This is a genomic window from Lentzea sp. NPDC036955, assembly GCF_055608005.1.
Genome location: NZ_JBVJRC010000004.1, coordinates 237,951 through 251,080 on the forward strand (window position 1 = coordinate 237,951; position 13,130 = coordinate 251,080).

11 protein-coding genes are annotated in these 13,130 nt (G+C 71.7%); 8 read left to right on the forward strand and 3 right to left on the reverse strand.

Features of this window, described 5'->3' with window-relative positions; translation table 11 throughout:
• Positions 1–24: 24 nt before the first annotated feature.
• On the forward strand, positions 25–2,094 hold the full coding sequence (locus ACZ7CF_RS14555) for an MMPL family transporter (protein WP_360393801.1): 2,070 nt from the start codon (positions 25–27) through the stop codon (positions 2,092–2,094).
• On the opposite strand, the gene ACZ7CF_RS14560 is transcribed toward ACZ7CF_RS14555, so the two are convergent.
• A complete protein-coding gene (locus ACZ7CF_RS14560; RefSeq protein ID WP_470369758.1) occupies positions 2,034–3,110 on the reverse strand; it encodes a beta-propeller fold lactonase family protein in 1,077 nt (358 codons plus the stop codon). The genes ACZ7CF_RS14555 and ACZ7CF_RS14560 overlap by 61 nt on opposite strands.
• Before the next feature lie 122 nt (positions 3,111–3,232).
• On the reverse strand, positions 3,233–5,227 hold the full coding sequence (locus ACZ7CF_RS14565; RefSeq protein ID WP_470369759.1) for a DUF2339 domain-containing protein: 1,995 nt from the start codon (positions 5,225–5,227) through the stop codon (positions 3,233–3,235).
• A 103-nt stretch (positions 5,228–5,330) separates the two neighbouring features.
• Between ACZ7CF_RS14565 and ACZ7CF_RS14570 the strand changes: the two genes are divergently transcribed.
• From ACZ7CF_RS14570 to ptsP, 6 genes are all read left to right on the forward strand, one after another.
• Positions 5,331–6,296: a LacI family DNA-binding transcriptional regulator gene (locus ACZ7CF_RS14570; RefSeq protein WP_360394804.1), complete on the forward strand. Its 966-nt coding sequence runs from the start codon at positions 5,331–5,333 to the stop codon at positions 6,294–6,296.
• Entirely contained in the window at positions 6,293–7,702 is a 1,410-nt protein-coding gene (locus ACZ7CF_RS14575) for a sugar ABC transporter ATP-binding protein (protein WP_470369760.1), read from the forward strand. Before ACZ7CF_RS14570 ends, ACZ7CF_RS14575 begins: the two co-directional genes overlap by 4 nt.
• The gene (locus tag ACZ7CF_RS14580) at positions 7,699–8,604 is read left to right on the forward strand and encodes an ABC transporter permease (RefSeq protein WP_360393811.1); all 906 of its coding nucleotides are present in this window, start codon (positions 7,699–7,701) and stop codon (positions 8,602–8,604) included. The genes ACZ7CF_RS14575 and ACZ7CF_RS14580 overlap by 4 nt, the downstream gene beginning before the upstream one ends.
• 30 nt (positions 8,605–8,634) lie before the next feature.
• Positions 8,635–9,549: a substrate-binding domain-containing protein gene (locus ACZ7CF_RS14585; RefSeq protein ID WP_360393814.1), complete on the forward strand. Its 915-nt coding sequence runs from the start codon at positions 8,635–8,637 to the stop codon at positions 9,547–9,549.
• The gene (locus ACZ7CF_RS14590) at positions 9,546–10,421 is read left to right on the forward strand and encodes a ribokinase (protein ID WP_360393816.1); all 876 of its coding nucleotides are present in this window, start codon (positions 9,546–9,548) and stop codon (positions 10,419–10,421) included. Before ACZ7CF_RS14585 ends, ACZ7CF_RS14590 begins: the two co-directional genes overlap by 4 nt.
• A 109-nt stretch (positions 10,422–10,530) precedes the next feature.
• Positions 10,531–12,162: a phosphoenolpyruvate--protein phosphotransferase gene (gene ptsP, locus ACZ7CF_RS14595; RefSeq protein ID WP_360393819.1), complete on the forward strand. Its 1,632-nt coding sequence runs from the start codon at positions 10,531–10,533 to the stop codon at positions 12,160–12,162.
• Here the strand turns inward: ptsP and ACZ7CF_RS14600 are convergent.
• Complete coding sequence (locus ACZ7CF_RS14600) at positions 12,159–12,557, reverse strand: Rid family hydrolase (RefSeq protein ID WP_360393822.1); 399 nt, start codon at positions 12,555–12,557, stop codon at positions 12,159–12,161. The two genes, ptsP and ACZ7CF_RS14600, sit on opposite strands and share 4 nt — an antisense overlap.
• Positions 12,558–12,627: 70 nt before the next feature.
• On the opposite strand from ACZ7CF_RS14600, the gene ACZ7CF_RS14605 reads away from it, so the two are divergent.
• A complete protein-coding gene (locus tag ACZ7CF_RS14605; protein WP_360393825.1) occupies positions 12,628–13,077 on the forward strand; it encodes a MarR family winged helix-turn-helix transcriptional regulator in 450 nt (149 codons plus the stop codon).
• The last annotated feature ends 53 nt before the right edge of the window (positions 13,078–13,130 follow it).

Below are 13,130 nucleotides of genomic sequence, written 5' to 3' on the forward strand. Positions count from 1 at the left end.
CTCGCACACAGACGGCGTTGGGTGGTGCTGGTCGCGACCGTACTGCTCGCCGTCCTCGGCGGCGTGTGGGGACTGGGCGTGTTCGACAAGCTCAGCCAGGGTGGGTACGAGGCCCCGAGCAGTGAGGCCGCGCGTGCGGACAAGGTCGCTGAAGAGGCGTTCGGGCGCAAGAACGGTGATGTGATCGTCATCTACCGGGGTGACTTCGCGAACCCGCTCGAACTGAAGAAGGTCGCCGACCACGTCGCCGGACTGCCCGAGGAGGACGTCCTGGGCGTCGTCGGGCCCGTGCCGGCGGACGACCAGCAGCAGGCCCTCGTCGTCATCACGCTGAGCAGCAGCGACTCGAACGAGCAGATCAAGCAGTTCGAGGACGTCCAGCCGCGGCTCGCGATCGACGGGTTCAGCCAGCAGGTCGGCGGTCTCGTGCCGACCCAGAAGGCCATCAACGACATGTCGCAGGCGGACCTCACGCGCGCAGAGATGTTCTCGTTGCCGCTGGTCCTGCTCCTGCTGGTGGTCATCTTCGGTGGCCTGGTCGCCGCGTCGCTGCCGGTCGTCGTAGGTGGTCTCTCGATCATGGGCGCGCTCGGCGTGCTGCACGTCGTCGCCATCTACACCGAGGTCAACTCGTTCGCGGTCAACGTCGCCTCACTGCTCGGCCTTGGCATGGCGATCGACTACGGCCTGTTCATGGTCGGCCGGTTCCGCGAGGAGCTCGCGCAGGGGCGCACGACCGAACAGGCCGTCGGCCGCACCGTCGCGAGCGCCGGCCGCACCGTGCTGTTCAGCGCGACGCTGCTGGTCATCGCCCTCGCCGGGTTGCTGATCTTCCCGCACGGCTTCCTGAAGTCACTCGCGTACGGCGGTGTCGCGGCGGTCGCGATCGCCGCGCTCGTCTCCCTCACGCTGCTGCCCGCGTTGCTGGGCGTGCTCGGTCACCGCGTCGACAAGCTCGCCATGCCGTGGCGCAAGAAGGAGCCCAGCGAACGCGGGTGGCGCACGCTCAGCGGCAAGGTCATGAAGCGGCCCGTGCTGGTCGCCGTGCCGATCATCGGTGTGCTCGTCGCGCTCGGCGCGCCGTTCCTCGGCGTGCAGTTCGGCCAGGTCACCGAGAAGGTGCTGCCCGAGGGCAACGCCGTCCGCGTGGCCACCGAGAACATCAACGAGAACTTCTCCGCGCTCTCCAGCACCGGCCTCAAGGTCGTCGTGAAGGGCGGGGACCAGGCCGCCGTCCAGCAGTACCTGGACCGGGTCAAGGACGTCTCCGGCATCGGTGACCTCCAGCCGCTCGGCCAGGGCAACGGCGTCACCGCCGTGTCCGCGGGGCTCGACCGGGACGCGCTGAGCGACGAGTCGAAGCAGGCGCTCAAGGACGTCCGCGCGCTGCCGGCCCCGCAGGGCGCCGAGGTGCTCGTCGGCGGCAACACCGCCATGGTCAGCGACTCGCTCGACGCCATCAAGGACGGGCTGCCGCTGATGGTCGCCCTGCTGGTCGGCGCGACGCTGGTGCTGATGTTCCTCGCGTTCGGCTCGGTCGTGCTGCCGCTCAAGGCCGTGGTCATGAGCGCCCTGTCGCTGTCCGCGACCTTCGGCGTGCTGGTCTGGGTGTTCCAGGAGGGCCACTTCGCCGACCTGCTCGGCGTGACGCCGGGGCCGCTCGAGTCCGGCATCGTCGTGCTGATGGCGGCGATCGTGTTCGGCCTGTCGACCGACTACGAGGTCTTCCTGCTGTCCAGGATGGTCGAGGCGCGCAGCAACGGCGCCACCACCGAGGAGGCGGTCACGACCGGTCTCGCCAAGACCGGCCGGGTGATCACCTCAGCCGCTCTGCTGCTGATCGTCGTCACCGGCGCGTTCGCGTTCTCGCAGGTCGCGATGATGCGGTTCGTCGGCGTCGGCATGATCCTCGCGCTGGCACTCGACGCCACCGTGGTCCGCATGCTGCTCGTGCCCGCCGTGCTGAAGCTGCTCGGCAACGCCGCGTGGTGGGCGCCCGGTCCCCTCAAGCGGATCCAGGAGCGCCTCGCGCTTCACGACGAGCCGGCGGACGACTTCGACGAGGAGGTCAAGGTCCCGGCCGCGGTCGGCTGACCAGGAGCGAAAGCGATCAGGGCCGCGTCGAACTGGCGCGGCCCTGTCGTTTCCACGAACGCGGTGGTGCGCATGGGGTAGGTCGCGAGCACCGCGTTCGAGCTGTCCAGCACGGTCGTCGTCGCCCCGGTCGCGAGGAAGACCCTCCGGTCACCTGGCGCGATGGCGACACCGGGCGCGTTGATCGGCAGGCGTTCCCGCACGGTCATGGTCGCCGCGTCGACCACCGCGACCGAGCCCTCCTTCGGCAGCGCGACGTAGACCGTCGCACCGTCCGGGGTCACCGCGACGCCGCCCGCCCCGGTGCCGATGCCCGCCGAGCCGACGACCCGGTTCGTGGCCGTGTCGATCACCGTCAGCGTGCCCGGCGTCCTCTCCCCCAGCCGCATGCCGCTCACGTAGAGCCGCGTCCCGTCCGGTGACACCGCCAGGTGCTGCGGCAGGCCGCCGACGAAGACGGTCGAGGTCTGGAACGCGACGGCGGTGTCGACCAGGCTGATCGTGCCGTCCTGGGCGTTCGCCACGTAGAGGACCTTGTTGTTCGGGTGGACCGCGAGGCCCTGCGGCTGCCCGCCGACCTTGATCGCGGCCACCAGCCGGAACTCCCGCGGGTCCACCACGGCCACACTGCCGCTCGCGCTCACGTACAGGCGCTGGCCGTCCGGGCGCATCGCCGCCTGGGAGAGCTGGACCTGGGTGAAGAGCCGGTCGCGCACCGCACCGGTGTGCGGGTCGACCTGGGTGATCGCGCCGGACCAGCCGTTGACCACGTAGACGCGCTCGCCGTCCGGTGACACCGCCACGCCCGTCGCGCGGCCCGCCGTGTCGGCCTCGGCCAGAACGGCACCGCTGCCGGTGTCGACGACCTGGACGAGACCGGTTCTGCCGACCACGTACGCGCGTGGCGCCGACGTGCCGGACGAGGTTGGAACGAGGTCGTGCTGCTGCTCGACACCCATCGCCGCGATGACCGCTGAGAGTGCCAGAACCGCGGCCACGAGGCGTGGCTTTGCCATAGCCCGAATCGGACCACTTCGGGGTTATTCGATCTACCTGCGTCACTCCGTCGAGGGGAATCTACGCCTGGTCGTAGTACGAACGCCGCCCGCGACGGCGGCGCGGGCGGCGTTCGTCCCGATCAGCAGGAGCGCGGAGCCACCGGAGTGGGCTCGTGCGGCTCGGGGGTCTTCCGCGACGCCACCAGTTTGGCGTAGCGGGCGCCCGCGGTGAGCAGCACCAGACCGGCACCGAGGAACGCCAGCACCCGCGCGAACCCGTCCAGCGCCGAGAGGTCGAACAGCAGCAGCTTCGCCACCGCCGCCGCGACCAGCACCAGGCCGCAAATCCGCAGCGCCGTCACGTTGATGCCCTTGACCAGCAGGAACAGTGCGGCGACGGTCCAGGACACGGTGACGATCGAGTGCCCGAACAGGAACCCCGTCTCGTTCGGCGACACCAGCAGCGCGCCGCAGATCACCAGGCCCGCCGCGCCGTAGAGCACCACCAGCCCGGACGCGATCCACGGCAGCGGGTTCTCCGCCGGCTCGCGCAGGACCCGCATCTTCCTGGCCGCCCACGGAACGGCCACCGCGAACGCGGCCAGCACCAGCGCCGTTACCATGCCCGCGGCGTAGTCACCGACGCCGGCCGGGCGGTAGCGCGGCTCGTCGAGCAGCCACGGCAGCGGCACCGCCTGCGTGATCGCCAGCAGGAACCCGAGCGCCCCGAACGCGATCGACCCGACCAGCGCGCTCTTCTTGCCCAGGCGGGCGGCGAGGAACGCCAGCAGGATCGCCTCGGCCAGCACGACCGCCGCGCGCACGTTGCCGTCGAGCGCGACCACCGTCGTCTGGAACAGCGCCAGCATGCCGGTCGCACCGGCCGCCGTCGCGAACGCCCGCGGCAGGTCCGGCACCATCCAGATCGCCAGCAGCACCGCGGCCACCGCTCCGACCAGCACCGACCCGGCGGTGCGGTCCAGCAGCGTGGTGGCGAACATCGACGGCAGCGCAGACCCGGCGACCAGTGCGATCGCGACGACGTCCGCCGGTCGCTTCCAGACGGTGATCAGAGCGACCGCGATGCCCACCGCGGTCGTGGCCGCCGCGACGCCGACGACCGTCCACTCGTAGTCCGCGGGGATCGCGCTCGCGGTGGCCAGCATCGACGCGATGATCGGCGGGAAGCCGCCGGCGATCGCGAGACCCGGCCAGTTGCGCTTGATCTGGACCGGCGTGCTGGCCATCTTCAGCACCAGCAGGAAGCCGACCAGCAGCACGGAGAAGCCCTCGGTGATGATCGGCGAACAGACGGCGCACGCTGCGACGACGCACACCGCGAGCGTTTGCGAGTCCCACCGCAGCGCCAGCACGACACCGGCGACGGCGACCACCAGGCCGACGACCAGGCCCGCGAACGGCGGCAGGTACCCGTACAGGCTGGTGGCGGCGATGACGTCGAGGTAGAGGCCCGCGAAGCCGGTCGCCGCGAGCGCGAACGCCCCGGTGCGGCCGGTCGGGTTGCGGTGCAGCCACATGCCGATGCCGATCATCGCGGAGCTGAGCACCGCGCCGCCGATCACGCGCGGCACCGGGCCGAGCCAGCCGCGCTGGATCGCGAGGACCATCAGCATGACCAGGCCGAGCACGGTGATCGCGCCACCGACCCAGGCCAGCAGCTTCGAGCCCGCGCCGTCCTTGCTGAGCTTCTGGAACAGCGTCTCGCGCGGCGGCACCGGCGCCTGCTGCCACTGCGCCTGCCCCTGCTGCGGGAAGGCACGCGGGGGCCCCGCGTGCCCCGCAGGGGAACGCGGGACTCCCGCGTGACCCTGCGGCCACTGGGTGGGGGGCGGGGGGAACTGCGGCTGTGCGGTCTGTGACCAGGGGTTGGGCGAGGGCGGGGGTGCGGCCGGTGCGGGCGCCTGGGGTGGAACGGGGGTGGCTGGCTCGGCGGGCGGCGCGACGGCCTCCGCGACCGGTGCTTCCGCGGCCCGCGCCGGTGCCTCGGCCTCCGCCACGGCGACGGCCGAGTGCTGCTCGCGCATCTCCGCGCTGATCGTGGTCAGCCGCTGCCCGATCGCGGCGAGCTCCAACGCGAGGCGCTGCTCGTACCCGAGGCGATCCTGTCCGTTCATACGACAAGGGTGAGGCAGCACACGCCCGGTGACATCCGTACACCTACTCACCCGGCTTGACTGGACAGGTGTGTAATCGATTAACTACGCCCTCGTGACGACCATGAAGGACGTCGCGCAGCACGCAGGCGTCTCCACGGCCACCGTGTCGCGCGTGCTCAACGGCCACGCCGCGCCGACGCCCGAGACCCGTGAGCGGGTGCTCGCCGCGATCGAGGAGCTCGGCTACCGGCCCAACGCCCTGGCGCGATCCCTCAGGACCACCAGCACCCAGACCCTCGGTCTGGTCATCAGCGACCTGCTGAACCCGTTCTTCGCCGAGATCGCGCGAGCGGTCGAGGACGAAGCCCGGTCACACGGCTACTGCGTCGTGATCGGGAACGCCGACGAGAGCGCCGAGCAGGAGGCCACCTACGTGCGCACCCTGCTCGACCGCCGGGTGGACGGCCTCCTGCTGTGCCCCGCGACCGATGACCCCGCCCTGGTTCGCGAAGTGAGCGCAGGCGGCGTTCCGCTCGTCCTGCTCGACCGGACGGTCAGGGGCGCGACCTGCCCCGTCGTCCGCGCCGACGGCAGCGAGGCATTGACCGCGCTCGCCCGGCGGCTCGTCGGCGCCGGCCACTCCCGCATCGGTGTGATAGCGGGACCACCGGACACCTCCACCGGGAGAGAGCGCAGCACCGTGTTCACCGGTGCACTGGGCGGCCTCGCGCAGGTCGTGCACGGCGACTTCCGGCAGGAGAGCGGCAGCCAGGCCGCCGCCAGGCTCCTCGACGACGGCGCCACCGCTCTGGTCGCGATGGACAACCTGATGGGCCTGGGCGCGCTGGCCCAGATCAGGTCGCGCGGCCTGCGGATTCCGCACGACATCGCGCTCGCGGTGTTCGACGACCAGCCGTGGTTCCCGCTGCTCGACCCGCCGATCTCCGTCATCGCGCAACCGACGGTGGAGATGGGCAGGGCCGCCGCGCGCAGCCTGCTCGCCCTGATCAACGGGCAGCAGCCAGACGACGTCCGCCTCACCGCGAAGCTCGTGCTGCGCGGCTCGCTCGGGGAGGCCGAGCTGTGAAAACCCTCATCACCGCCCGCGGGATCACCAAGCACTTCGGCGCCACCAGGGCGCTGGACGGCGTCGACCTCGACATCAACGCGGGCGAGGTGCACGTCCTGCTCGGCGAGAACGGCGCGGGCAAGTCCACGCTGGTCAAGGTGCTCGCGGGCATCCACGGTCACGACGCGGGCACCATCGAGGGCCGCGCCAGCCTCGCCGTGATCCACCAGGAGCTGGCGCTCGTCCCCGAGCTGAGCGTCGCGGAGAACCTGTTCCTCAACCGGTTGCCGCGCAGGTTCGGGTTCGTCGACCGGGCCGGGATGCGCCGCCGGGCGCCCGAGCTGCTGAACCGCGTGGGCCTCGACGTCGACCCGAACGCCAAGGTCCGCGACCTCGGCATCGCCCAGCAGCAGATGATCGAGATCGCCCGCGCGCTCGACAAGGACGCGGGCGTGCTGATCCTCGACGAGCCGACCGCGGTGCTCACCGACACCGAGACCGACCGGTTGCTGCAGATCATGGACCAGCTGCGGCGCAACGGCGTCGGCCTCGTCTTCATCACGCACCACCTGGACGAGATCCAGCGCATCGCCGACCGCATCACGGTCCTGCGCGACGGCCGGTCCGTCGGCGTACTGGGCCCGCGGGCCACCACGCGGCACATGATCGAGCTGATGGTCGGCCGCCCGATCGACGAGCAGTACCCGCGCGCGGCCGGTCGCCCCGGTCAGCCGTTGCTGCGGATCTCCGGCCTGACCAAGCGCGGTGTCTTCGCCGACGTCGACATCGAGGTGCGCGCGGGCGAGGTCGTCGGCGTCGCCGGACTGGTCGGCGCCGGTCGCACGGAGGTCGCGCGCGCGGCGTTCGGCGTGGACGACTACGACAGCGGCACGGTCGCGGTCGACGGGAAGCCGTTGCCGCGCCACGACGTGCAGGCCGCGATCAAGGCCGGTCTCGGCCTCGTGCCGGAGGACCGCAAGGGCCAGGGCCTGGTCCTCACCGCCACCGTCGGCTCGAACCTCGAACTCGTCACGCTGACCGACCGCGACCGGTCGAGGCTGCACGACATCGCGGGCAAGCTGCGCATCAAGGGCCGCGTCGACCAGCCCGTGAAGGAGCTGTCGGGCGGCAACCAGCAGAAGGTCGTCATCGGCAAGTGGCTGCTGGCCGACCCGAAGGTGCTCATCCTCGACGAGCCCACGCGCGGTGTCGACGTGGGCGCGAAGGTCGAGATCTACGAGCTCATCAACCGGATGACCGCCGCCGGACGGGCCGTGCTGCTCGTGTCCAGCGACCTGCCCGAGGTGATCGGGATGAGCGACCGCGTCGTCGTGATGGCCCACGGCCGGGTGGCCGGTGAGCTGCCGAAGGGCGCGACCCAAGACCAGGTGATGGCACTCGCCGTGCAGGAGATCCCAGCGTGAGCACGATCAGCATTCGCAAGTACGCAAGTGAGAACGGGGCCCTCGCCGGGCTCCTCGTGCTCGCCGTGGTCATCGCGGTCATGCAGCCGGCGTTCCTCAACGCGCAGAACCTGCTCAACGTCGGCGTGCAGGCCGCGGTCATCGCGATCATGGCGTTCGGCATGACGTTCGTGGTGGTCGCGGGCGGCATCGACCTGTCGGTGGGCAGCATCGCCGCGCTGGCCGCGATGGTCGGCGCGCTGACCGCGGGCCCGCTCGGCCTGGTCGTCGGCGCACTGTGCGGTCTCGTCAACGGCGCGCTGGTCAGCTACGGCAAGCTGCCGCCGTTCATCGCGACGCTCGCGATGCTCAGCGTGGCCCGCGGTCTCACGCTGGTGTTCTCCGAGGGCCAGCCGCACGAGACCGACGAGCTGGTGACGTTCCTCGGCTCGAACCTCACACCGTCGCTGCCGTTGCCGCTGCTGCTGATGCTGCTGTTCTTCGGCGTCACCGGTCTCGTCCTGACGCGCACCAACCTCGGCCGCCGCATGTACGCGATCGGTGGCAACGAGGAGGCCGCGAAGCTCAGCGGCATCGACGTGCGCCGCACCAAGCTCTGGATCTACGCGTTGTCCGGCCTGTTCGCCGCCGCCGCGGGTCTCGTGCTCGCGGGACGGCTCGGGTCCGCCGGTCCGCAGGCCGCGGCCGGCTACGAGCTCGACGCCATCGCCGCTGTCGTCATCGGTGGTGCGTCGCTGTCCGGTGGCGTTGGCCGCGCCACCGGGACGTTGGTCGGCGCCCTCGTGCTCGCCGTCCTGCGCAACGGCCTCAACCTGCTCCAGGTCCCGCCGTTCTGGCAGCAGGTCGTCATCGGCGCGGTGATCGCACTCGCCGCGTTGCTCGACTCCCTTCGCCGTCGCTGAGACAACCCGCAACAGGTAAGGAAGACACCAATGAAGGTGACCCGACGGATCGCGCTGACCCTGGGTGCCGCCGCGCTGCTGGCGTCCGGGTGCAGTGGGACCGGTGCGTCCGGAGGCCAGATCACCATCGGCCTCGCCGTGTCCACCCTGAACAACCCGTTCTTCGTGGAGCTGCAGCAGGGCGCGCAGGCGATGGCGGACAAGCTCGGCGCCAAGCTGACCGTGGTCGACGCGCAGAACGACGCGACGAACCAGGTCAACCAGGTGCAGACGCTGGTCACGCAGGGCGTCAAGGCGATCATCCTGAACCCGGTCGACTCCAAGCAGTCCGCCCCCGCGGCGAAGGCCGCCGAGCAGGCGAACATCCCGCTGATCTCGGTCGACCGCGCCGTCGAGGGCAAGGTCGCGGCCGAGGTCGCGTCGAACAACGTGCAGGGCGGCAGCCTCGCGGCCATCGAGCTCGGCCGCGCGGCGTCCGGCGAGGTCGCGCACCTCAGGGGCATCTCCGGCGCGTCCGCGTCGCGTGACCGCGGTCAGGGCTTCGAGCAGGGCCTGAACAGCGGCAACATCAAGGTCGTCGCCACCGCCGTGGCCGACTTCGACCGCGCCAAGGGCCTCAACGAGACCACGAACCTGGTGCAGGGCAACCCGAACATCAAGGGCATCTTCGCCGAGAACGACGAGATGGCGCTCGGCGCGATCAAGGCGCTCGGCGCCCGTGCCGGCAAGGACGTCATGGTCGTCGGCTTCGACGGCACGCCCGACGGCTTGAAGGCGATCCAGGACGGCACGCTCTACGCGACCGTCGCCCAGCAGCCGAAGGTCCTCGGCGAGAAGGCCGTCGAGCAGGCCGTCCACGCCGCGAAGGGCGAGGCCGTCCAGCAGGTCGTGGACGTCGAGGTGAAGGTCATCACCAAGCAGAACGTGGCAGAGTTCCTCAAGTGACGAACACCCTGCTGGTCCTCGGGTCCGCCAACGCCGACCTCGTCGTCGAGGTCGGCCGGCGGCCCGCCGGCGGTGAGACCGTGCTCGGCGGCGACACCGTCGTGCTGCCCGGCGGCAAGGGCGCGAACACCGCCGTCGCCGCCGCTCGCGTCGGTGCGCCGGTCGCGCTCGTCGGTGCGCTGGGCGGCGACGGGTACGGGTCGCTGCTGCGCGACTCGCTGGAGTCGTCCGGTGTGGACACCGCGCTGGTGAAGACGTCCGAGCGGCCCACCGGGATCGCGTACATCACCGTGACGCCGGACGGCGAGAACTCGATCGTGGTCTCGCCCGGCGCGAACCTGGACGTGTCGAAGTCCGAGGTGGACGCGCTGTCGTTCGACGGCGTGCGCGTGCTGGCGTGTTCGCTGGAGGTCCCGCTGGAGACCGTGAGCCACGCGATCGAGGCCGCCGCGGCCGCCGGTGTGCGGACGGTGCTGAACCTGTCGCCGGTCGCGCCGCTGCCCGCCGCCACGCTGGAACGGCTGAGCGTGCTGGTCGTCAACGAGCACGAGGCCGCCGAGCTCGCGCCGACGTGGCAGGGCCTGCTGGAGCTCGGTCCCGAGGCGGCGATCGTGACGCTCGGGTCGCGTGGCGTCGCCGTGGTCGCCGAGGGTGGAACGGTCGAGGTGCCCGCTGTCGAGGTGGCCGAGGTCGTGGACACGACCGGTGCCGGTGACGCGTTCGCCGGTGCGTTGTCGGCCCGGCTCGCCGCGGGCGACACCCTGCCGGACGCCGCGCGCTACGCCGTGAAGGTGGCCGCCCTGTCCGTCACGAAGGCCGGCGCGCAGCCGTCCTACCCGACCGCGGCCGAGGTCAGCGCCCTGCCGGAGTGACCTCTTGCGTTAAGACCACATGACGAGCGTCGCGGCGTTCCGCGCCCCGCGGCTGGATTGGTCACACTGAGCTGTCCTCAGAATCCAGCTGAAGGGTATGGTCTAGACCATGTCGAGCGCGCGGCTGAGCGGTGTCGGTGTGAGCAGCGGCCGGGCTTCCGGTCCCGTGGTGCGGGTCGCGGAGGCCCTGCCGGAACCCCCGACGGGACCGCGACCCGCGGACACCAAGGACGAGGCCTCCCGCATCCGCCCGGCCACCGAGGTCGTCGCGCAGCGCCTGATGGAGCGCGCGAAGACGGTCGAGGGCGACGCCCGCGCCGTGCTGGAGACGACCGCCGCCATGGCCGGCGACCCCTCCCTGATCAAGGCCGCGGAGAAGCTCGTCGTCGACGAGTCGCTGCCCGCTGCCCGCGCGGTGCACCAGGCCGCGCAGAAGTTCGTGACCGCGTTGCAGGCCGCCGGCGGCTACATGGCCGAACGCGCCCGCGACGTGCAGGACGTCCGCGACCGCGTGGTGGCCGAGTTGCTCGGCCTGCCCGCGCCCGGCGTTCCCGACCTGGCCTCGCCGTCCGTGCTGGTGGCCCGCGACCTCGCGCCCGCCGACACCGCGGGCCTCGACCCGTCGAAGGTCCTCGCGCTGGTCACCGAGGAGGGCGGCCCCACCTCGCACACCGCGATCCTCGCCCGTTCCCTGGGCATCCCCGCCGTCGTCGCGTGCCGCGGCGTGCTGGCGCTGGACGTCCCCGCGCTCGACGTCGACGGCGACACCGGCGTGGTGCGCGAGTCCGACGGCAAGGTCCGCGCCGCCGGCACCGGCCAGAAGGCCGTGTGGAACGGCGTCGGCGTGCTGAAGGACGGCCACCGCGTGAAGGTCCTCGGCAACGTCGGCTCCCCCGCCGACGCCGCGGCCGCCGCTGCCGCCGGAGCCGAGGGCGTGGGGCTCTTCCGCACCGAGTTCTGCTTCCTCGACGCCGCGGAGGAACCGTCCGTTGCCGATCAGACCGCTGCTTACGAGGCTGTTCTGGCGCCGTTCCAGGGCAAGCCGGTCGTCGTGCGCACCCTGGACGCGGGTGCCGACAAGCCGCTGGCGTTTCTGAGCCCCGACCCCGAGCCGAACCCGGCCCTCGGCGTCCGCGGCCTGCGCGTGGCGTTCGACCGCCCCGAGGTCCTGGACCGCCAGCTGGAGGCGATCGCGGCCGCAGCGAAGTCCACCGGCGCCGACGTCTCCGTGATGGCACCGATGGTCGCCACCGCCGCCGAGGCAGCCTGGTTCGTCGAACGCGCCCGCGCCGCCGGGATCGCCCGTGCCGGCGTGATGGTCGAGGTCCCGTCCGCCGCGCTCTCGGCCCGCGAGATCCTGCAGGTCGTCGACTTCATCTCCATCGGCACCAACGACCTGGCGCAGTACGTCTTCGCCGCCGACCGCCAGCTCGGCGGCGTCGCCGCGCTGAACGACCCCTGGCAGCCCGCGCTCCTGCGCCTGATCGCCCTGGTCGGCGAGGCCGCCACCGCCGCCGACAAGCCCGTCGGAGTGTGCGGCGAGGCGGCGGCCGACCCGCTGCTGGCGTGCGTGCTGGTCGGCATGGGCGTGACGTCGCTGTCGATGAACCACACCGCACTGGCCGACGTCGGCGCCCGCCTCGCCACCTCCAGCCTCGACATCTGCCAGCTCGCGGCCCGCGGCGCACTGGCCGCCCACGACCCGGCCTCGGCCAAGCTCGCCGCCCGCGCCCCGCACTAGCCCACCGCGGTCACGCGGATCTCCACGCGCATCTTCGGGTGACCGAGGGCGGTGACCCCGCTCTCGGTCCAGATCGGCGCGCGCTCGCCCATCCGCGCGCGGAACTGCTCGACCATGACCCGGTTGTGGTCGTCGAACGTGTCGTCGCCCAGCACGTGGTACGAGTTCACGTGCACCACGTCCGCCCAGCTCGCACCGGCGGTCTGGAGCGTCCGCTCGACGTTCTCGAAGGCCTGCACGATCTCCGCTTCGAGGCTCTCCGGAAACTCGAACCCGTCGTCCCAGCCACCCTGCCCCGAGGTCTCGACCCGGTCGCCGATCCGCACGGCCTGGCTGTAGTGCATGTTCTCGCGCTGCGTCTCGCCGTACCCCGGCGTCGCGAAGAACTCCGGCATGTCCCGCTCCTTTCACTTCACGCTTGAAGTCAACCGTACACGACTTCAAGCGTGAAGTAAGCTGCCGCGCATGGAGTGGCTGAACGCCGACGAGAAGGACGCCTGGACCGGCTTGATCTCCCTGGTCCTGCTGCTCCCCGGCCGCCTGGAGGCCCCGCTGCAGTCCGAGGCCGGCCTGTCCCTCTTCGACTACCTGGTCCTCAGCCACGTCTCCGAGGCCCCGGCCCGCACCATCCGCATGAGCGAGCTCGCCCACCTCGCGAACGGCTCCCTCTCTCGCCTGTCCAACGTCGTCAAGCGCTTCGAACAGCGCGGCTGGGTCACCCGCGCCCCCGACCCCGACGACGGCCGCTACACCCTCGCCACCCTCACCGACACCGGCTACGACGTGGTCGCCGCCGCGGCCCCGGTGCACCTGCGCAGCGTGCGCGAACACGTGCTGGACCCGCTGACGGCGGCGGACCGGGAGGCGTTGACGCGGATCGCGGCGAAGCTGCGGGTGACGATCCCCCCGCCCTAGCGACCACCGGCTCTCTCCGCCGGAGGCGCGGGCACGGCGGAGCTGGGCGCGGG